Source organism: Paenibacillus jepli (assembly GCF_047238105.1).
Taxonomy (GTDB): Bacteria; Bacillota; Bacilli; order Paenibacillales; family Paenibacillaceae; genus Paenibacillus_D.
This window is the reverse complement of the sequence record NZ_JBDFMD010000001.1, coordinates 4,496,736-4,517,362: the sequence shown is the minus strand read 5'-3', so window position 1 is coordinate 4,517,362 and position 20,627 is coordinate 4,496,736. Positions and strand designations below refer to the sequence as shown.

The window sequence follows — 20,627 nt, the reverse complement described above, 5'->3', positions numbered from 1 at the left end:
CCTTGCCGTTATGCAAGAAGACGACTAGACGCATACTTGAGGTGTCGCATGATGACAGATAGACGACATGGTTTGAAGCTGCCCAGAATTGATATTGGCAATATGGATATCAAGTTCCCGCTGGACGGGCTTGTCCTGAACGTATTGTACGTAAAATACGGGGTATTCCATAGGTCGATGCGAGAGCATAGTCATAGTCTCGGCAGCTATGAGCTCCACTATATTCCCAGCGGCCAAGGCACACTGCTCGCCAATGGCGCACGATACCCGATAGAACCGGGAACGTTATTCATGACCGGTCCCAATGTCATGCATGAGCAGATGACAAATCCAAGCGATCCGATGGCAGAATATTGTATCTTCTTTGAGGTGCTCTCTACAGCAACGAAGCCTGCAGATGCCCGTTACACGGGTGACTCATCAAGTACGCTTGCAGACCAGCTAATAGGAACGCCGTTCTGGATTGGCAAAGACAAAGAAAGCTTGATGCCCCTGTTCGAATTGCTGGCCGGAGAGCTGGCGAACAAAAGCCTGGGCTTCCACCGGATCGCGACCAGCATACTCGAAATGATCGTGATTCGAGCCATCAGACAGTACGAGACTCATCCCTCTCTCGAAGACGCCGTACCGACAAAAAACCTGGATGACAGCAGGCTGTTAACCATAGAAGATAGCTTTCTATATGAATATGCTTCGATCTCGCTCCAACAGCTTGCCGACAAGCTGGGACTGAGTACTCGGCAAACGGAACGAATGGTGCACAAGCAATACGGCGTCTCTTTTCAGGAGAAAAAAAGGCAATCAAGGATGAGCGCCGCGGCAGAGCTCCTTGCAGCCACGGACATGCCCATCGGCTCGATTGCCGAACGCGTTGGGTTTGCCACGCACAAGCGGTTCAGTCAGTCGTTCAAACAGCAATACGGCATGACCGCTTCCCTATATCGGTCACTCGGGAAAAGATGAAGCTAGCTGGCACTGCCGACACGGACACAATAGCTCCTATTTCGACCAAAAGCTTACCCGGAGCAGGCCCTACGGACACACGATCCGTTATGTGCTGGTTTTGTGCTCGTGAAGCGCCATTTTTGGACCGATTACGTATCCTCTGTCCGTAAGTCGAGCTAAAAACTCGTCCCTGCTCGAAATTAGCCTACTGTGTCCGCTCGTGGAACGAGCGCTACCCACAGCCGTTTTCTTCCCTATTCCATAAACCTATTTATCAACAATTTAGGATGTTGCATAGTTTCCTCAACAAAAAAATAAACGACCCCCATTAACCAAGGGTCGCCTTGAGCATGATGACTATGATAATCGCATCGTTCCTACATACTCCCTGACGTCTGCCCGCTCCGCAGCAGCGCTCCGTCCCGGACCAGCTGGGCCTGAAGCTCGGCAACATCGATCGCAGCCGGAGTCCGTCCCTGCCGCCATGCCAGCGCCGCCGCCGTCCCCGCCGCCTGGCCCGTCGCCATGCAGCTGGGCGTCAGCCTCGTCGTCGCCAGCGCTTCATGCGAGGTCGAGATGCAGCGGCCGGCCACGAGCAGGTTGTCGATGGCCTGGGGGAGCAGGCAGCGATAAGGGATATCGTAGGCGCCGTCACCCTGTACCCATGCCGCCTGCACGCCCTTGCCGGAAGGATCGTGGATATCGATCGGGTAGCCGCTGCGGGCGATGCAGTCGTCGAACGCCCGTCCCTGCACGACGTCGTCAGCCTCCAGCGTATAACGCCCGGCGATGCGGCGGCTCTCCCGCACGCCGATCTGTGTGCCGACCGAGGCGAGCGAAGCACGCTCGAACCCGGGCAGTCCCCGCATGAACGCGGCGACCATCTGCACCTGCTTCCTGCCCTGCACTTCGCCTTCCGTCAGATCCTCCAGCTCTGTCGCGTCCAGCCCCTGCACACGCGTCGTGTTGACGAGCACCTCGTCCTCCCCGGGCCCCGTGAAGAAGAGCACCTGGTCGCGGTTGATCGGCAGATCGGCCGCCTGCCAGTGCTTGTAGTATCCTAGCACGCCGGAGAGCGGCAGCTCGGGCAGCTCATCGAACGGCGTCTTCTTGTAGAACTCGTCGGGATGCTCCAGCATGTATTGCTTTACTCGGGTCAGGTCCACCCCCCGCATCCGGAACTTCATCGTCATCGGTTGGGTCCGCTTGTCGCTGTCCCGACCCTTCAGACAAGGCGCGCCGGACAAGTAAGCCAGGTCGGCATCGCCGCTAGCGTCGATAAATTGGGCTGCCCGAATCTCGTACTTGCCTGCCTTGGTAGCAAGGCGGACAGCGCGGATGCTGCCCTGCTCGGTCACCACTTCATCGACCAGGCTGTGCAGCAGCACCTTGACTCCCGCTTCCTGCAGCATGTCGACGATCAGCACCTTGTACACTTCCGGATCATACGGCGTAATCGTACGCACGAAGCCGACGGTATCCCTGACATGGCCAGGCGACGCGCCCGCCGCCATCAGCCTGTCGACGATATCCTGGGCCGTACCGGCGATCACCTGCTTGCCTGCCATCGTATGGAAGGTCATCCATGGGTAGACCAGCGCTGCCGTAGACATCCCACCCAGGAATCCGTATCTTTCGATCAAAAGTGTCCGCGCACCGCTGCGGCCAGCCGCCAGCGCAGCGTTGATGCCGGCCGGGCCGCCGCCGCAGATGACGATATCCGTCTCGATTGTTTTCATTGCTTATCCCTCCCTGTTCATGTAATTTCATTATGAAGCGGGAGCGTCTGTGACAGTAGTTTAACTTTAGTTTAAACTAGAGGCTACAGACGGTTGTATACTAAGGATAGGGAAGGCGGGAGAGGCAATGGGGACACGAAAAGCAGTGACGCTTCGGGATCTGTCCAGTGAGCTGGGCTTATCCATCCAGACGATATCCAAAGCATTGGGCGGACGGCCCGGCATGTCGGAGGAGACGAGAAGCCGCGTCCTCCGCACCGCTTTCAGGCGCGGGTATCTGACCGTCGCTCAGGCCAGGGAGATGGCGAGCCGGGGCATCGCACCTTACCCGACCTTCCAGCTGCGCTTCGTGTTGGTCCAATCGAGGCAGTCGAGCAATTATAATATCCAGTTGGCCGAAGGTCTGACAGCGCGGCTGGATCAGCTGGATCATCGGCTGGAACGCTATACCTTGGACAAGGATCTGTCCGACCGCGATTTCTCCGCATGGCTGGAGGCGGGCAGCGTAGCTGAGGCGGACGGTCTGCTGATCGCGCCCCGGCTGATCACCGACAGCATGGAGCGCAAGCTGCTCTCTCTGCCGGTGCCCAAGGTGCTGATCAACTACCCGAGACCGCTCTCGCAGGTCGACAGCGTGATCTGGGATGTGTTCGAAGGCGTATGCATGGCCGTCGACAAGCTCGTACAGCTGGGCCACAAGCGAATCCTGTATGTTGGAGATGTCGACAGTCAGCGGGGCTACCTCCGGCGATGGCAGGCGTTCCAGGAGATGATGGCCGAGCACGGCCTCGCTGCCGATGCCGGCCTGCTGGTGCCCGGCGGCTGGACTGCAAGCGAGCTGAGGGACCAGCTGGCCGCCTGCCGGGCGACGGCAATCGTTGCCGGGCTCGACGAAGATGTCGAGCGGCTCCTGGGGACGCTCGCGGGACTGGGCTGCCGTGTCCCGGAGGATATCTCCGTCATTGGCTTGGCCAACCGGGCCCCGGTCGCATACCCGGAGCTAAGCCGCCCTGTGCTGCCGATCCGGGAGACCGGGTACAAGGCGGCCGACAAGCTGCTGTGGCGGCTGGCCAACCCGAGCGAGCCCATCGAGCACATCCGGATCGCCGGCCGCTTCTATGATGGCCAGACGATCGCGCCACTAGCCTAAGAGTGGCTTAGCGATGAGCCAGGAATAGCGCAGCGGTGTAATACGGCACCGGACGGATCTCGTGGAATACGGCGATCTCTTCGCCTTCAAACCGTTCGACCAGCGCCTGATTGACGAAGGTGTGCACAGTGCCTCGGCGGAGCGGCGTAATCGCCAAGTGCAGCTGCTTGCCTTCCAGGTCTTCGCGGAATTGCTTGAGACCGATCGCCCATGGCTCGCCGTAATGGATATGGTCGGTCAGCAGCCGATTATCGAGATAGGCTGCCGCCACATCGCCGTCATAGGCGACCTGCAGGAAGATGTCGGATACCTGCTCTGGCCAAGCCGTATCGATCATGATCTGCGCGCTGCGCTCCAATGGATATTCCACGGCGATCTGCGGCTCATACGCAGCAACTCCCACATCCAGCGTCTGGAAGCATCCCTCCATACGGTAGTGAAGCGTGCCCTGGCTGCAGTGAAGACGCTCATCCCCGATCCCGGGCAGGATGGACACCTGCCACTCCGGCACCCCTCGGACGTGCTCAGCACCTGCAAGGCGAGCAGGTGTCCGCGCTGCTCGCCGAGCTCGGTGCGCCGGAGGGGGTGCGCCAGCTGTCCTCCGCTGCCGACGGAGAACGGCTGATCGAGCTCTTCCACCAATGCTATGACTTGCTGTCGAGCAAGTCTTATTCCATCGCCCATCAGCTTCATGTCTCGCATACGATACGTTACCTGATCAGCTTCCTCGGGCTGCTGCCTGCCCGGCAGGAGATCCGGAGCCACGCTTACATCGAGCAAGCGATGCTGCTCATGCAGGAACGCCTCGAGACGCAGATGACGATTGAAGAGCTGGTCGTCCATACGCGCATCTCCAAGCAGCATCTCCATCATCTGTTCAAGCATCATACCGGCTACTCGCCGATCGACTATTACCTTCGCATGAAGATGCAGCGGGCCTGTCAGCTGCTGGATCTGACCGAATACAGCATCAAACAGATCAGTCTTACCTTGGGCATAGCTGACCCGTATTACTTCTCCAGGCTGTTCAAGAAGGTGATCGGACTGTCTCCCTCCGCCTATCGCGGCAATCCGAAAGGTTAATCGTCACAAACCGCAGGCGCTCAGCCCGCGCTAATCATGACCTGCGGATATTCATCCACCCGTTCGATATACAGCGACCCGAAGCTGCGGACTCTCCATACTCCGTCCTCGCTGAGCTGACGATTTTGTCGCTTGCGACGATTATTTGGGCTGGGATGATTGACCTAATAAAATACAGGTTAATGGATAAATGTGCTAGCTTCGGAGTAAAACCGAGACCTAGGGCACAAAACTTTGTGACCTGGTTATCATGACTTTCCATGTCAACTTATGGAATAATAAGAAGCCGAATCGGGTTTTGGTAAATCGAGGCGGAGTGTTATGAAAGCCAAAATTTACTTGCCAATACAAAGAGAAACCACTGGGAGGAAACAAAATTGAAAAAATGGTACATGGTAATGGTAATTGTCATGCTGGCAACCCTGCTTGCAGCATGCGGCGGCGGAAGCGGGACGAATGATAATACACCGGACAACACGACCGGAACCGGCGGCACCAATGCAACAACGAATAACGGGGGCAACAATGAACCGGAAGAGCCGGCAGGCGGCGATGTCCCGACAGCTGAAGAACTGATCACCAATATCGCGGCTGCTTCTCAGGCGCTCGAGAGCTTCTCCATGGAGATGGTCTCTGACCAGGATATGGTCTTTGACGGAGAATCGCAAAATATGAAGATGTCGGTGAAGAGCGATATGATCCAGAACCCGCTCACCGCCTATCAAGAGATGTCGATCGAGATGCCGGGCCTGGGCGAAACGCAGGAGGTCATCCAGTACATCACGGCAGAAGGCATCTACATGTATACTGCCGACCAATGGATGCAGCTGCCAGGCGAAGCGGATATGATCGCTCAGATCCAGGAGCAAGCCAGTCCTGAGACACAGCTGGAATATTTCAAAGCGATTGCCAATGAAACCACCGTCACTGAAGAAGGCGACAACTATGTGCTGACTGCAGATGTCTCCGGCGAAAACGTCAAGGAACTGTCCCGTGAAATCATGGGCAGCGCTGGCGGCGGAGCAGACCCGAACATGGAAGCGATGATGGATCAGATGAACATTGAAAAGATGCTCCTCGTCTACACCGTGCGCAAGGATGACTACCTGCCTGTCACCATGAACATCGAGATGTCGATGAAAATGGAGCAGGACGGCAGCACCATGGAGATGGATATGAAGATGGACAGCACCTTCTCCAATTACAACGAGATCGACGAGATCACTGTTCCTGAAGAAGCGTTGAACGCCCCTTCCATGGGAGACAGCATGCCTCAGTTGGAGCAATAAGCATGAGCAACGGCTGCGCCTAAAAGTTTTGCGATGCAAAACAAGCTTCGTAAGCAACGGCGGAACAACCAGTACTAAAAAACGAGCGATCTGCGCAAGCAGGGTCGCTCGTTTTTTGCGTTGGGGCCAAGCTTGCGGCTCTAGGTGAAGGGCAGCCGCTACAAGCTCTGCAGAGTATTACCGGCTTCCCAACCAACGTCGCATGTTGTTGGGCCGTGTAATAGCCTGACGATCAGCCCGGTAGCCTCCGTCTGTACGCTGTAGTTCGCCGCATCGTCTATAGGCGCTTCGATTCCACGCTTCGCCAGGATAATAAAGCTAAAAGTCAGGCTGTTGAAAAAAGAAAGCCTACAGTCACGGATCGATCTTCCGATCGCTGTTGTCCCCAGATTTCTTTTATTTTTAACCCTTTTAGGGGTGAAATCCGGGGACAAAGGCGAACGCTGCGCTTCTCCAGATTCGATTCCGTGCCTCTCCGGCCATTTTTCAACAGCCTGAAAAGTACATCTATTTCCTCTCCTTTGGCTCAAACTCAGGGCCATAAATGCAAAAGTGCATCTACTTTAGGTCGAATATCCATATATAACTAATTCGTGGCAAGTTAGATGTACCATTGCTCTTATTCCAGATGAAAAGGTGGTTTCCGACGCTTTTAGATGTACTTTTGCACTTGCTGGGATGGTTGCTCATAGGCCGGTTAGCCGGATCTCGGAGCTAGCCGATTCCCTGCCGCGAATCTTGACTAAGCGGACGGCCGACTCCGACGCTGTAAGGGAACAAAAGTGCGTTGGAGCGGATATGCCGCATGCAATTTGCTCACAAAGCGCTCCCAACCCTATATTTTAAACTATCGTCGGCACCAAGCCGCCGTCCATCCGCACCGGCGAGCCTCTGAACGCCGAAGCATACGGGCTGCATAGGAAAGCGGCCAGTCGGCCGATCTCCTCCGGCTGGATAAAACGCTGCAGCTCCGATTGCGGGAGGTTGGCCTTCATAAAGGCTTGCTCCTTCTCCGCAAAGGTCTCGAACGTCTGGCCGGGACTGCTCTCGATAATAGCACGTACATTCTCCGAGAGCGTGGGCCCCGGCAGGATCGTATTCACGGTCACCTCAGCACCGCTCGTCAGCTTGGACAAGCTCTTAGCCAAAGAGAGCAGCATCGTCTTGGTCATCGCATACTGGGGCATCAGCCCGGAAGGCATGACGGCCTCTTCGCTCGCCATGAAGAGGATCCGGCCAAAATTGCGCTCCAGCATGCCCGGCAGATACAGACGCGCCAAGCCGTTGGCGGCCAGCACATTCGTACGGAAATACGTCTCCCATACGTCGTCGTCCGCGCCCTGGTAAGTCATAATTTCGTATATTCCCATATTGTTGACCAGCAGATCCACTTCCGGATACGTGTTGAATACATCCTCTCGCTGCCTCGGGTCTACCAGATCGGCCGCAGCCGGCCGAGGCGTGGTAGCGGGAAAGGCAGCTTTGATTTCTTCAACGACCCGTTGGGTTTCCTCTTTATTCCGGCCATTAATCAGGACAGTGGCACCTTCTTTGGCGAGCTCGAAGGCGGTCGCCTTGCCGATGCCTTTGGTCGATCCTGTTATGAGTGCAGTTTTATTCATTAATCCCAGATCCATATGGATACACGCTCCTTGATCCTATAGTCGATGACAGCAGCTGTCTGTCTTCCATTCTTAGAACCATCTTACCTGGAGCCGCGGACATAGTAACTAGCGCCACCCGCCAATATTCTTGTGGATGGCGCCAGCCTAGTCTGTGGATACATCGCTTGCATGAACAGACCGCCAGCGGGAAGGCGTGCTGCCCTCCCACTCGCGGAATGCGCGGTAAAATGAGTTCTGATCCTCATAACCGATCAGAAATGCGACCTCCTTCATATGAATCCGGGGGTCCGCCAGATAGCGTCTAGCCTGCTCATGCCTCGTCTGATGCAGCAGCTGCTTGAAGCTGAGTCGCTCTTCGGTCAACCGCCGCTGCAGCGTCCGGCTGCTCATCCCCAGCGATCTCGCCACCTCGGGCAGGCTGGGCACGCCCCCGGCAAGGCTGCGTCTGATCATCCATGCAACTTTCTCGGATAGCGAGGGCAAGCGCTGCTTCTCCTCAAGCGAGCGGTTCAGAGCTGGCGTGAGGATCTCCAGCATTTCCTCATTATAAGACAGAAAGGGACGATCCAGATCGCTCCGGGCCAGTGTAATCCGGTTGCGCTCCCCGACTCGGACCACGCAGCCGAAATAGGCGGCCAATACTCCAAGATTGCCTGTCGGCTGAGCAAACTCCACTTGTCTGGCAGTAATGTGCTGACCCGTGCCCCTGCGCCCCAGCTCCAGCAACCAAGCCAGTGTAGCGCCTGCCAGCAGCGGCGGACCGTTGATCCCGTCTTGCCGCCACCCCAGCTCGATCACACAATGTTCGCCCTTCTCGGTCATCCGGAGCTCTTCGGGAGGGCACATCCGCTTATATCGCACCATCCGCTGCAGCGCATCGCGGTAATCGCGGGCATGGTAGGCTGCCATCACCGCAGGGGGATACTTGGCGGGATCATACCTCGTGGCCAGCTCCACGATCGCCGCGGCAGGATCATCTGCCAGATCGGAGTAAGCCTGCCAGATGGCCAAGTATTGATCGGTCGTGACGGAAGCCGCTTCCCGCCCTGTCTCCGGCAGCCCCGCCCTGAGCGCTACCTCGCCGGGATCCAACCCCGCCTCGCGCAGGCCGGACCACAATCCGGGCGGGATGTTGACTCGTCCATCAGGATGCAGAGTCATGATGGGAGACGCTCCCCGCAGTCCTTCACTGGTCATCGCGCTTCCTGCCTTCCCTGTTGCTTGCGGCGCCCTGCAAGAAGACATCCAGCGCTTTGCGATGCATCCGGAGCGCATCCTCCTGCGGCAAGCGCTTGGCCATCTCGGCGAGTCCCATCAAGGAGGCTTCCAGGACAACTGCCAGCTCTCTGGCGTCATCCTGACGGAGCTCTCCTCGCTCCATCCCCTCGCGGATCAGCTTTTCGTTAAAGGTGATATGCTCCTTGAGGTAGCCTGCCATGGCCTCATGTACTTCATTGCGCTCCTGAGGGGCAGCCGCAAACTCATCCATCGCCTTGGTCAGCGGGTGATTGAGATCCTCTAGCACGAGTCTCTCGACCAAACCGTGAAGCTTCTCCTCCGTCGTGCGATATGACTCTTGCTTTTGCTCCCACTGCTGACTCCATTCCTCGTACCAGGCGTCGACGAGATACAGGAACAGCCCTTCCTTGCTCTCGAAATGATAATAAATATTGCCTTTACTCGAGCCCGTCGCCGCCACGATATCCTCGATCGAGGTCGCCTTGAAGCCCTTCTGGGCGAACAACCCCCGCGCGGCCTCGGCCAGTTTGGCTTTCGTCTGCTCGCTCTGCTGACGTTTTTTGTTCATCGTCTCTCCCCCTGCCTCATCGCTGCGCCCCCAGCCGGGCAGGGCTGGTGATCGCGCCATATTTTCTATAATACAACACGATGGTCAACAGGACGATGACTTCCGACAATGGGACCGCCAGCCAGACACCCGTCAGCCCTAGCACTGGCGGCAGTACAAGCAGAAGGATCAGCATGATGATGATCTCCCGCGCAGCCGTGATCCAGACGGCCATCCTGACGTGGTCGACCGACTGGAAGTAGGTCATCATGACGAAATTCATACCCATCACGACGTATGCAAATACGAAGATGCGGAAGCCATCGATTGCCGTTTGCCGGACCTCCTGCGAGAAATCGCCGAATATACTGACGATCCAGGGCGCGAACAGCTGTACGAAGAGCAGCAGCAGCGCACCCGCTCCGGCCGCCGTCCACAGTGCGATACGCAGCGTCTGGCGCTTGCGCTCCTCATGGCGGCCGCCATGATAATAGCTGACCAGCGGCTGGATCGCCGAACCCATGCCAAGGAAGGTCAGCAGCACGACGCTGTGCGTGTAGTTGATAATCGAGAAGGCCGCTACGCCTGACGTGCCAGCCAGCCGCTCCAGGGAGAGATTGTGCGAGACTGTATAGACAGAGATGCCGACCTCAGCAAGAAAGCTGGGAAACCCGATGACCACTGCCGATACGAAGAGCACCCGATTCCATTTGAACCTGCGCAGGCGCAGATTGTTGCGCGGGCGGAGGAAATGCGTCAGCAGCACCAGCAAGCCGAGCGATGCCGCAATAATCGTACCCGTCGCTACGCCAGCAACCCCTAACTCAAGCACGTAAAGGATAATATAGTTGATCCCGATGTTGGAGAGGGCAAAGGTCATCTGCGCCGCCATCGCCAGGTTGGGATTGCCGTCATTGCGGACGAAGATGCTAAGCGCATTCTCTACTGTAAACACAAAGCCAAGCAAGAGCATAACCGTAATATAGGCCAACGCATGGGGATAAGTATCGCTGTTGGCGCCCAGGCCGTACACAAGCGGCTCCCGGAAGATGAAGGCGATGATGCCGATCACCAGCGTGATCGAAAAAATAACGGTCAGGGATTGGGCGAATATCCGTCCGGCTCGCTCCGTTTCCTTGGCCCCCATCGCCTGGGAATACAAGGTCGCGCCGCCGATGCCGAGCCAGAGCGACATCGCGATCAGCAGCGTATAGACCGGGCTGGCGATGCCGATCCCGGCCAGCGCCTCGGCTCCCAGCTTATTGCCCACCATAATGCCGTCGACAACGATGTTGACCGCGACCAGCAGCATGCCCAGCAGCGAAGGCACGAGATAGCGCAGGAATGCGCGGAGTACCGACTGGGATTCCAATTCATTCCCCGTCACTTGTTGTTGTTCCATGTTGTTTGCACCTGTCCTATTATTTATACTGAACGTTCATTCAGTATTATACCGGCTGAGCGTGCATGATGCAACTCTGCTGATCCGTTCACAGGATTAACTGAGCAGCTTGAGACCTACCGCCGAAGCCAATACGAGGGCGATAAAAAAAATCCGCAGCGCCTGCCTCGGCTCTCCATAGTACAGCATGCCCAGCAACGCACCGCCCGATGCCCCGATCCCGGTCCATACCGCATAGGCGGTGCCCATCGGCAGCTGTTCCATGGCCACAGCCAGCAGAACAAAACTCAGGGCGAACGCCAATATGAGCTGGGCAAGCGCCGTCCATGAGCGGTGACGGTTGTATTTATTGATCATCAGCACGCCTGCCATCTCACACAAGCCAGCCAGTATCAGAGCAATCCAGCTCATATGCGATCCACCTCCACGGTCGTGTTGGACTTCTCCCGGCTGACCAGTTTGAGGCCGATCACGCCGATCAACAGCAGCCCGATCATCGCCAGCTTGCCGAGCTCTGCCTGCGCTCCGAACAGCACGATCTCAGCCAGCACTGTACCGGCTGTCCCCAGTCCGACGAAGACGGCATAGACCGTGCCGACCGGCAGTGTACGGGAGGACGAGATCATCAGCATGAAGCTGACGATGATCGCGATCACCGTGGCCACCCACTCTAGCCATCCTGCAGCATGCTTCAGCCCGATAACCCAGCCGACCTCGAATACTGCCGCGACGACGACGAACAACCAGCTCTTGCTCATGCTTTTTCACACTCCTTGTTCAAAATCAAAAAGCCCGGACATAAGCTGTTTTGCAGCCTACCTCCCGGGCTTTTATCCCTCCGTGTCACAGCCATCCGGCTGTCGTCTTCTCTCGGTCCAGTCCACTGCGCGTGCGGAACCCTAGAAAACAGTTGTGTTATGACGTTCACTCCATTATACACAAAAAGCTCACATGGTCAAGATTCCCCACAAAGTGAAGCATTTTCTTCGATGCCTAATCAGGTACTTTGCGGGGGCCCCGAAAACATAGATTACTTTTACATACCTCTATTCTTCATATTGTTTTATTCATTCCTAAAATCCTTTTATATCTTCTCAAGTCTAATAAATCTATACTGTGAATATACCTTCATTCACGAGTAAGGGAGAGATTACAGCATGCGATCCAAATTTGTCCATCAACCGCCGTCCAACGGCTATCCCGAGTGGAACAACAATCCCGAGATCTTCGAGTTGAACCGTCTGCCGGCTCACGCTTCGATGATGGGTTACCCTAGCGTGGAGCAAGCGCTGCAAGGCGACAAGAACGCTTCGCCATGGCGTCTGTCTCTGAACGGCACCTGGCAGTTCGCCTGGGCGCCGGTGCCGGAGGAGCGTATCGCCGATTTTTACGAAACCGGTTACGATACGAGCGACTGGGCCGAGATCCCGGTACCTTCCCATTGGCAGCTGCAAGGCTACGACTATCCGCAATATACGAACGTCCGCTATCCCTGGGCGACGTCCGAGCCGGAGCTGAAGCCGCCTTTTGCCCCTGCGAAGTACAACCCGGTCGGCTCCTATGTACGGACGATTACAGTACCGGAGGCTTGGCAGGGCCAGCCTGTATTCCTCAGCTTCCAGGGCGTGGAATCCGCGTTCTACGTATGGCTCAACGGCGAGCTTGTCGGTTACAGCGAGGATACGTTTACGCCTGCCGAGTTCGATATCACTCCTTATCTTACCCGGGGCGAGAACAAGCTGGCGGTAGAGGTCTATCGGTGGTGCGACGCCAGCTGGCTGGAGGATCAGGATTTCTGGCGGCTCAGCGGCATCTTCCGCGACGTCTACCTGTATACGGTGCCGCCTGTCTTCATCGCAGACTTCTTTGCCAAGCCCCTGCTGGACGACAACTATGAGCATGCGGAGCTTCTGGTCGATATCCGTCTGGAGGACTACGGGCTGACGGCCGCGAGCGGCAGCCGGCTGTCCATGCAACTGTATGATGCGCAGCTGCAGGCCGTCTGGACCAAACCGCCGTCTGCTGAGGCGTCCTTTGCTGCGAGCGGCACCGGGACGCTGCAGCTGGGCGCCCGGGTTGAGCGGCCGCTGCTCTGGAGCGCCGAGTCGCCCCACCTGTATACGCTCGTGCTCTCTTTGTCGGACGCGGCTGGCCGATTGACGCAAGCCGTCAGCTGCAAGGTAGGCTTCCGCACCTTCGAGCTGAAGGACGGCCTGATGAAGATTAATGGCCAGCGCGTGCTCTTCAAGGGCGTCAACCGCCATGAGTTCTCCTGCGAGACCGGACGGGCGCTCGGCGTGGAAGACATGATTACGGATATCCTGCTTATGAAATCGCACAATATCAACGCCGTCCGCACCTCTCACTATCCGAACCAGTCCGTCTGGTACGAGCTGTGCGACGAATACGGCTTGTACGTGATCGACGAGACCAACCTGGAGACCCACGGCACCTGGCACTACAGACAAGGAGAGCTCCACGAGGGCAATGTCCCGGGCAGCCGTCCCGAATGGACGGCGAATGTCCTCGACCGCTGCAACTCGATGTTCCAGCGCGACAAAAACCATCCGTCCATCGTGATCTGGTCGCTGGGCAATGAATCATTCGGTGGCGACAACTTTATCGCGATGCACGACTTCCTGAAGGATGCGGACCCTTCGCGGCTCGTCCACTATGAGGGCATCTACCACTACCGCCCTTCGGAGGCAGCCTCGGACATCGAATCGACGATGTACGTAAAGCCTGATGGAGTGGAGAAATATGGAAGAGAAAACGTCGGCAAACCTTATATCATCTGCGAATACAGTCATGCTATGGGCAATTCCAACGGCGGCTTGCATCTCTACACAGAGCTGTTCGACAAGTATGACATCCTGCAGGGCGGCTTCATCTGGGATTGGGTTGACCAATCCATCCGCACGACCACTGCGGACGGCACGGAGTATCTCGCGTATGGCGGAGACTTCGGCGAATCGCCGCACGACGGCAACTTCAGCGGCAACGGCCTGCTGTTCGGCGACCGGACGGTCACGCCCAAGCTGCTGGAGGTCAAGAAATGCTACCAGAACATCAACATCGATGCCGTTGACCTCGGATCGGGCCGGCTCTCCGTCTGGAACAAGCACCTGTTCACCGACCTGGAGGGCTTCGATCTGACCTGGGAGCTCACGCTGGACGGCAAGCTGTCGCAACAAGGCACACTGTCGCTGGCGCTGCCTCCCGGGGAACGGACGGAGATCGTGATTCCATACGAAGCCTCCGCAGATCACGGGCAGGAAGTCGTACTGACTGTGTCCTTCCGGCTGAAGTCGGCAACCGCCTGGGCGGATGCCGGACATGAGATTGCGTGGGAGCAGTATGTGGTCGTGCCTGGTTCGGCAAGGCTGCCTGCTGCGGCAGCTGGCGCAGCGCCGGCACTGCGGGTGGGCGAATCAGAGGGACGTCTGACAATCGAAGGCGCGCAGGCAAGTGTTGCATTCGATCTGGCAAGCGGCCTGCTGGCCTCGTATCGAAGCGCAGGCACGGAGCGGCTGTTGGCCCCGGCTGTGCCCACCTTCTGGCGGGCAGTCACGGACAACGACCTGGGCAACAAGCTGGAGCAGCGATGCGCGGTCTGGCGTGAGGCCTCACTGAGCCGCCGTCTCCTCCGCTTCCGGTGGTCGCACGAAGGGGAAGGCGTACGGGTCGATGCGGACTATGCGCTGCCTACCCTGCCCGTCTCCTCGTTGTCAGTCCGATACACCGTACATCCGGACGGCGCGCTGGAGATCGAGCAGTCGCTGCTGCCGGGAAGCGGCGGCTCTCGTCTGCCGGAGATCCCGGCGATCGGCATGCAATTCGTCCTGGAGGGCGGACTGGATACGATCTCCTGGTACGGACGCGGTCCTCACGAGAACTACTGGGATCGCCGGAGCGGCGCTCGCCTCGGACGCTACAGCGGCCTGGTCCGCGAGCAGTATGTGCCGTATCTGCGGCCGCAGGAGTGCGGCAACAAAACCGATGTGCGCGAAGCGGACATTACCGCAGGAGCGGATGGCGCCGGATTGCATATCACCGGCCCGGTGCCGCTGGAGATCGGCGCGCTGCCATGGACCTTCGAAGAGCTCGAAGCGAGCGACCACGGCTACAAGCTGCCCGCGTCGGACAAGAGCGTCCTCCGCGTCAACGGTTGGCAGATGGGCGTCGGCGGCGACGACAGTTGGGGTGCTCCGACGCACAGCCAATACACGCTGCATGCCAATCAGCCGTATTCCTTCCGCTTTACGCTCTCGCCGATCCTGTAAGCCTTGACAACACAAACCCGCCTGTCAGACGATGACAGGCGGGTTTTTTTACAGCATCCGCAAGTGTTTATACAGGTGTGCCGGCCCGGGCAAGCCGCTCGATGTACTTGGCCATATACGCCAGGATGACGCCGCCAAGGCATACCGAGAGCACCGTTCCGAGGCCAATGGGCCCGCCGAGCAGAAGCGCAAACAAGAGAAACACGAAATAAATCAGCGTCCTTGCCATGCCTATGGTCATCCGGGTGCGCTGACGCATCACCAGCATGAGCCCGTCTACCGGTATCGGCGCCACTCGGGTATGCAGGTACATCGCCGTGCCGAGACCAATACAGAGCAGTCCCAGCGCAAATCCTGCCCCCCTCACCGCGGTTGCCGACAGCTCCAGCTGATGCAAAGCGTACAGCCAGCCATCGATGCCGACCCCCGTCACAAATGCCGTCGCGAGTCCGGCAAAATGAGGCCGCTGCCGCCCCAGTAGTGCGTTGAAAAAGATGAGAACGAACGCCAGAATAATCTCCCAGCTGCCTACGGTCAGTCCCACGCTCTGCGTTAACCCAACCAATGTGGCATCGAATGGCGTGACACCGAGATCGCTCGTGATCGTCAGCGCGATGCCGAAACTCAGAATCCCGATGCCTGCCAGGTAAAAGATCCATTTCAACATGCCAGCTTTCATGTTCTTTCCCGCTTCCTTTCTGTCTGCGCCCTGGTGTCCGTTCCTTCACGCGCTTAATGTTTAGTCTGCCTTAATATAGGGTTCGCCATAGATAGAAGGTCGCATAGGCCTCCCAGCCCGCCCAGCCGGCCGCCAGCTCCTTAATCTCCGGCACCACCGGTTTGCGGTCCCAGCCCAGCGCCTGCTTGAGTGCCAGGTGAAGACCGACATCCGCGATCGGGAAGGCTGCAGGAAGGCGCAGACATCGCATGATGACATAATGCGCCGTCCATGGTCCGATGCCTCTGATCTTCACCAACGCCTGCTCGATCTGCTGCAGCTCGCCCTCCGCCAGCAGCCCCTCTCGGCTCAAAGCACCTGACGCGATGAGCCGGGCTACTCCGATCAGATACTCGCTCTTCCTGACTGACATCTGCAAGGGCCGCAGTTCATCCACAGTCAACCCTGCCACCCGCTCAGGCGTCGGGAACAAACGATAGGTCTGGCCCTGCCAATCGATATGGGAACCGTACTGCTCGACGAACCGGCTCTTGAGCGTGTAGGCAAAAGGCAGATTGATCTGCTGGCCGATGATCCCCCAACTCATTGCTTCGAAAAGATCCGGGATGCCCACCACCCGCAGTCCTGCAAACCGTCGCACCGGTTCATGCAGCAGCGGATCGGCATCTGCCATCGTATAGAAGGGAGCCAGGTCTGTATCCATGTCCAGCCAGTGCCGCACATACCGCCCTGCCGCTGCCCGTCCTTCTGCGTCCGGGTGCGGACCCGGCCCGGCGAAATCCACGCGCAGCGCCTGCTCGTCCTTCGACTCGCGAATTCTTAAGAGGACAACCTGTCCGCCAAGCTCGACCACCCGCCACACTTCATGCTCCCTCACGACGTACAAGCTTTCCTGCGAAGCTCTCCCCAGGTAGCTCAGATTCTCGCGAAAGCTGAACAGCTCGGGAACAGGCAGCAATAGATGATCGCCTTGGTCTAACAACACCGCTGTTTCCTTAAACATTGTCCGTCGCTCCTTCCTAACTATCTATATTTATAACATAGTTTGGGTGCAGACTTGTTTCGTTATCTTGCGATTTTAATTTCCATCCGTACCATTGGGCGAGAATCGGAGGTATACTGGCTGTAGTGAAGGAGGGGAAGCGCATGACCGACTTTGAAACGGCAGAGCTGCGCTGGCAGGCTGTGCTGAGCAATAACGCCTCACAGGATGGACTGTTCTGGTATGCGGTCCGCACCACAGGCATTTTCTGCAGGCCTTCGTGCAAGTCGCGGCCGCCCAAGCGGGAGAACATCGCCTTTTATGACACGCCTGCGGAAGCGCTGGCCGATGGTTTCCGTCCCTGCAAAAGATGCCGGCCGACAGGGAGCAGGCTGCCCGATGAAGAGTGGGTGGCGCAGGCTGCCGCCTGTATCGACAACCACTTTGCGGAGGAGCTCTCCCTGCAGCGGCTTGCAGAGATGTGCCATGGCAGCCCCTATCATCTGCAGCGGACATTCAAGCGCATCCTTGGCCTGTCGCCGCTCGCCTACTTGCAGCATGCGAGGATCAGACAAGCTCAGGAGCTGTTGCACACCACAGGTCTCACCACTCGGGAGATCGGGGCACGGGTCGGTATGGCCAACCTGTCTTACTTCACCACGTTGTTCAAACGTTACACCGGCACGACGCCGGCACACTACCGTTCATCATATAAGGGAGGCTAGACGGATGATGACATCCGAACACGAGAAGGTCATATATTGGGAGCTGCTGGAGTTGGAGGGATGGCGCCTGTATATCGCAGCCGTGGCCGAAGGTCTTTGTTTTGTAGGATCGCAGGACGGCCCCTACGAAGAATTGGCGGACTGGGCCGCCGCACGCATGCCTGATTATGAGCTGGTGCGTGACGGTGAGCGGATCCGTCCTCTGCTTGCAGAACTGGCGCAATATCTGTCCGGAGAGCGGCAGCAGTTGGATCATCCGGTAACCTACCGCGGCACGCCCTTCCAGGAGCAGGTCTGGCAAGCCCTCTGCACCATCCCGTACGGCGAGACTCGCACGTACTCCGACATCGCCCTGCAGATCGGCAGACCGAGCGCGGTCCGGGCTGTCGGCGCTGCGATCGGCGCCAATCCGGCGATGATCTATGTACCTTGCCACCGCGTGCTTGGCAAGAGCGGCGCGCTTACCGGGTTTCGCGGCGGGCTGGATATGAAGGCGAAGCTGCTGGAACTGGAGCGTCGCTGACCTATCAGCGGTAGGGGACACTGCTGCGATCGGCAGCCCCTAACGACACACCCAAATTGTGTAGATACTGCCATTCGGTTGTTTACATATGGGGTGGAGCCTCCAGAAGGAGTTGCATCCTCGGCGCCGGCCCCCCTTGTGTGTTGGCGGTGCCGTTAATGACGAAGCCGACGGATTCATAGAACGCTACTGCATGCGGGCCGGCGGTCACCTCAACACGCATACCTTGCCGTACAATGTCTTTGATAAGAGAGCTTGCGATGCCTTTGCGCATCCAGTCAGGATCAGTGAACAGATCCTCGAGTTCTAGGTAGTCGTCGACAGGACGAGCCGACGCAAAGCCGACGACACGCCCGTCAACGACGGCGACACGCGCGAATGGCAACATCGTGTCATCCCACACCAGCCACTCAGGATGATTGGCGAAGAATGCTTGGGCGCCCTCAGTCGACAGCGACGCACGGCGAAAAACGTCGCGCAGCGCAGCGACGTCGTCGTCGACTGCGCTTCTAATGAAAAGTCTAGACAAAGAAAAAGGTTTTTTCTTATACACGGCCGCATCTCCTTGTTGCAGAATGAAAACAGCGTGGGCACATTGACCGGCTGCCGTCTTATTCTTATTGAACTTTCGTTACCTGTTAGCATACTTATGAGTTCAAGTGAACTCAAGTCAGCCAGATGACTTAATTGACCTGAGTACAATACGCCATATTCAATAACATGCTGGACCCATAGTCCTGCGCGTTGTATCTCAAAGGATGAGTGGCGCGAAGAGCGTTAACCCATCCTCATTTTTTTGGGGGATGTATTTACGCTTCATGCGATGATGCAGGATAGACATTTGACTCCCCCGTTACATCAAGAATATGGTAATCATAACCTAGTCGCTATAAATGAGTCAAGGAAGCCGGCAGTGACGATCATCGCATTGGTCATCGGACTCGTGAACCCCGCCGAATCGCGCTTACTGGCGAGATGCCCGCCTCCTTTGACCTTGATTCTCTCAGGCAAGGTTGTCTGCTGCATATCCCAGCTGAACATATGCCCGAGCTCTTTGTGAAGAGCGATACGACGGACGAATACAGGGCGGGCCTCTTGCAGGCCACGTTGGACAGTCTCATATATCAGTTGCAGCTTGTCGAGAAAAAAGTAAGAAACGAGGGAACACCATGTCCAGCCCCACGGCTTCGATTCAATCTGTCAACATTGCGAGATGGCGTCTTGCCATCTTTCTCTTGTTCGCCCTGCCGGGACTATCCTTCTCCACCTGGGTATCCCGCACCCCCGTCATCCGGGATCTGCTCGACGTCTCGACGGCCCAGATGGGCTGGATCATCTTCGGCCTTGCTGCCGGTTCGATGATCGGCCTGTCCTTTGCCGGCCATGTCGTGGCCCGGCGCGGCGCGCGGTTCGTCATCGTCACTTGCGGTCTGCTGTTCACAGCGGGACTCGGCGCGGTAGGGATCGCCGCGACGTACACCTCAGTCCCTGCGGTGTTCATCAGCCTGCTATTCTTCGGGCTGGGCTACGGAATGGCGGAGGTGGCGCTCAATGTCGAGGGCGCTGCCCTCGAGCGGACGACCGGCAAGACGCTGATGCCCGCCCTGCATGCAGGCTTCAGCGCTGGTACGCTGCTCGGCGCAGGCATCGGTTCCGGCGCAGATGCGTTGGAGATCACCGTGCTGCTGCATCTGAGCGGGATGGCCGTCCTGATCACGGTCATCGTCGTCGCCTTCTGCCGTTATCTGCCGTCCGCAACCGGACGCGACGGCGAAGACGGCGAGGATGATATCCCGATGACGATGGCCGAGCGCTTCGCCATCTGGAAGGAGCGCCGCCTCCTCCTGCTGGGTCTGATCGTGCTAGGGATGGCTTTTGCCGAAGGCTCCGCCAGCGACTGGCTGCCGATCATGATGGTCGACGGGTATGGCGTCGAGTCCGCCATGGGCTCGTCCATCTACGCCCTCTTCGTCGGTGCCATGCTGGTCTCCCGGCTGTCGGGCGGCTACTTCCTCGACCGCTTCGGCCGCGTGCCGGTACTGCGGGCGACCGCGGTACTCGCGATCATCGGTCTGCTGCTCGTCATCTTCGGTCAGCACTATCTCGTCGCAGCAGTCGGCGTGGTCTTCTGGGGTCTGGGCGCCGCCCTCGGCTTCCCCGTCGGGATGTCCGCCGCCGCCGATGTCAAGCGCGGTGCTGCAGCCCGGGTGAGCGCGATCGCGACGATCGGCTACCTGGCCTTCCTGGCCGGACCACCGTTCCTGGGCCTGCTCGGCGAGCACTTTGGTCTGCTGCGGGCGATGCTGGTCGTTCTCGTCTTCGTCGTATTGTCGGCCTTGCTCTCGCAGGCCGCCAAACCGCCCGCCAAGCGCGAATCTGCCTAAGCATTCGGGTGGATAGCCGAGCGGCAGCGCTG

General features: G+C 57.9%; 20 protein-coding genes and 1 riboswitch. Of the genes, 8 read left to right on the top strand and 12 right to left on the bottom strand.

Translation table 11 applies throughout. The features are described 5' to 3' along the window. The first annotated feature begins 48 nt into the window (after window positions 1-48). Window positions 49-963 (top strand): helix-turn-helix transcriptional regulator, encoded by a 915-nt coding sequence (locus ABC336_RS19530; RefSeq protein ID WP_413240231.1) that lies wholly within the window; start codon window positions 49-51, stop codon window positions 961-963. Between the two features lie 359 nt (window positions 964-1,322). Here ABC336_RS19530 and ABC336_RS19525 read toward each other — a convergent pair whose 3' ends face one another. Next, window positions 1,323-2,684, bottom strand: a complete 1,362-nt coding sequence (locus ABC336_RS19525; protein WP_413240230.1) for an FAD-dependent oxidoreductase — start codon at window positions 2,682-2,684, stop codon at window positions 1,323-1,325. 127 nt (window positions 2,685-2,811) lie between these two features. Here ABC336_RS19525 and ABC336_RS19520 point away from each other — a divergent pair, with 127 nt between their 5' ends. Next, window positions 2,812-3,834: a LacI family DNA-binding transcriptional regulator gene (locus ABC336_RS19520; RefSeq protein WP_413240229.1), complete on the top strand. Its 1,023-nt coding sequence runs from the start codon at window positions 2,812-2,814 to the stop codon at window positions 3,832-3,834. Between the two features lie 7 nt (window positions 3,835-3,841). Here ABC336_RS19520 and ABC336_RS19515 read toward each other — a convergent pair whose 3' ends face one another. After that, complete coding sequence (locus ABC336_RS19515; protein ID WP_413240228.1) at window positions 3,842-4,345, bottom strand: hypothetical protein; 504 nt, start codon at window positions 4,343-4,345, stop codon at window positions 3,842-3,844. A gap of 35 nt (window positions 4,346-4,380) precedes the next feature. Between ABC336_RS19515 and ABC336_RS19510 the strand changes: the two genes are divergently transcribed. Next, window positions 4,381-4,917, top strand: coding sequence for a helix-turn-helix domain-containing protein (locus ABC336_RS19510; protein WP_413240227.1), 537 nt, complete (start codon window positions 4,381-4,383; stop codon window positions 4,915-4,917). 377 nt (window positions 4,918-5,294) lie between these two features. Further along, entirely contained in the window at window positions 5,295-6,206 is a 912-nt protein-coding gene (locus ABC336_RS19505; RefSeq protein WP_413240226.1) for a DUF6612 family protein, read from the top strand. 842 nt (window positions 6,207-7,048) lie between these two features. On the opposite strand, the gene ABC336_RS19500 is transcribed toward ABC336_RS19505, so the two are convergent. The 6 genes from ABC336_RS19500 to ABC336_RS19475 form a co-directional block, all read right to left on the bottom strand. Continuing rightward, on the bottom strand, window positions 7,049-7,843 hold the full coding sequence (locus tag ABC336_RS19500; RefSeq protein ID WP_413240225.1) for an SDR family NAD(P)-dependent oxidoreductase: 795 nt from the start codon (window positions 7,841-7,843) through the stop codon (window positions 7,049-7,051). 132 nt (window positions 7,844-7,975) lie between these two features. Further along, window positions 7,976-8,992, bottom strand: coding sequence for an AraC family transcriptional regulator ligand-binding domain-containing protein (locus tag ABC336_RS19495; RefSeq protein WP_413240224.1), 1,017 nt, complete (start codon window positions 8,990-8,992; stop codon window positions 7,976-7,978). A gap of 25 nt (window positions 8,993-9,017) precedes the next feature. Continuing rightward, entirely contained in the window at window positions 9,018-9,638 is a 621-nt protein-coding gene (locus ABC336_RS19490; RefSeq protein ID WP_413240223.1) for a TetR/AcrR family transcriptional regulator, read from the bottom strand. A gap of 16 nt (window positions 9,639-9,654) precedes the next feature. After that, the gene (locus ABC336_RS19485; RefSeq protein WP_413240222.1) at window positions 9,655-11,019 is read right to left on the bottom strand and encodes an MATE family efflux transporter; all 1,365 of its coding nucleotides are present in this window, start codon (window positions 11,017-11,019) and stop codon (window positions 9,655-9,657) included. A gap of 96 nt (window positions 11,020-11,115) precedes the next feature. Then, entirely contained in the window at window positions 11,116-11,430 is a 315-nt protein-coding gene (locus ABC336_RS19480) for a DMT family transporter (protein WP_413240221.1), read from the bottom strand. After that, window positions 11,427-11,777, bottom strand: coding sequence for a DMT family transporter (locus ABC336_RS19475; protein WP_413240220.1), 351 nt, complete (start codon window positions 11,775-11,777; stop codon window positions 11,427-11,429). Before ABC336_RS19475 ends, ABC336_RS19480 begins: the two co-directional genes overlap by 4 nt. Window positions 11,778-11,836: 59 nt before the next feature. Continuing rightward, window positions 11,837-11,933, bottom strand: a riboswitch (guanidine-I (ykkC/yxkD leader). Window positions 11,934-12,176: 243 nt separating this feature from the next. Between ABC336_RS19475 and lacZ the strand changes: the two genes are divergently transcribed. Next, complete coding sequence (gene lacZ, locus ABC336_RS19470; RefSeq protein WP_413240219.1) at window positions 12,177-15,302, top strand: beta-galactosidase, LacZ type; 3,126 nt, start codon at window positions 12,177-12,179, stop codon at window positions 15,300-15,302. Window positions 15,303-15,369: 67 nt separating this feature from the next. On the opposite strand, the gene ABC336_RS19465 is transcribed toward lacZ, so the two are convergent. Both ABC336_RS19465 and ABC336_RS19460 read right to left on the bottom strand, forming a co-directional pair. After that, window positions 15,370-15,981: a YczE/YyaS/YitT family protein gene (locus tag ABC336_RS19465; protein ID WP_413240218.1), complete on the bottom strand. Its 612-nt coding sequence runs from the start codon at window positions 15,979-15,981 to the stop codon at window positions 15,370-15,372. A 70-nt stretch (window positions 15,982-16,051) separates the two neighbouring features. Further along, a complete protein-coding gene (locus tag ABC336_RS19460; protein WP_413240217.1) occupies window positions 16,052-16,984 on the bottom strand; it encodes a DNA-3-methyladenine glycosylase family protein in 933 nt (310 codons plus the stop codon). A gap of 143 nt (window positions 16,985-17,127) precedes the next feature. Here ABC336_RS19460 and ABC336_RS19455 point away from each other — a divergent pair, with 143 nt between their 5' ends. Both ABC336_RS19455 and ABC336_RS19450 read left to right on the top strand, forming a co-directional pair. Further along, a complete protein-coding gene (locus tag ABC336_RS19455) occupies window positions 17,128-17,688 on the top strand; it encodes a bifunctional transcriptional activator/DNA repair enzyme AdaA (protein ID WP_413240216.1) in 561 nt (186 codons plus the stop codon). 7 nt (window positions 17,689-17,695) lie between these two features. Beyond that, on the top strand, window positions 17,696-18,211 hold the full coding sequence (locus tag ABC336_RS19450) for a methylated-DNA--[protein]-cysteine S-methyltransferase (RefSeq protein ID WP_413242563.1): 516 nt from the start codon (window positions 17,696-17,698) through the stop codon (window positions 18,209-18,211). 82 nt (window positions 18,212-18,293) lie between these two features. Here ABC336_RS19450 and ABC336_RS19445 read toward each other — a convergent pair whose 3' ends face one another. Together ABC336_RS19445 and ABC336_RS19440 are read right to left on the bottom strand one after the other, a co-directional pair. After that, a complete protein-coding gene (locus ABC336_RS19445; protein ID WP_413240215.1) occupies window positions 18,294-18,764 on the bottom strand; it encodes a GNAT family N-acetyltransferase in 471 nt (156 codons plus the stop codon). Between the two features lie 320 nt (window positions 18,765-19,084). Next, on the bottom strand, window positions 19,085-19,252 hold the full coding sequence (locus ABC336_RS19440) for a hypothetical protein (RefSeq protein ID WP_413240214.1): 168 nt from the start codon (window positions 19,250-19,252) through the stop codon (window positions 19,085-19,087). A gap of 128 nt (window positions 19,253-19,380) precedes the next feature. Here ABC336_RS19440 and ABC336_RS19435 point away from each other — a divergent pair, with 128 nt between their 5' ends. Beyond that, on the top strand, window positions 19,381-20,595 hold the full coding sequence (locus tag ABC336_RS19435) for an MFS transporter (protein ID WP_413240213.1): 1,215 nt from the start codon (window positions 19,381-19,383) through the stop codon (window positions 20,593-20,595). The last annotated feature ends 32 nt before the right edge of the window (window positions 20,596-20,627 follow it).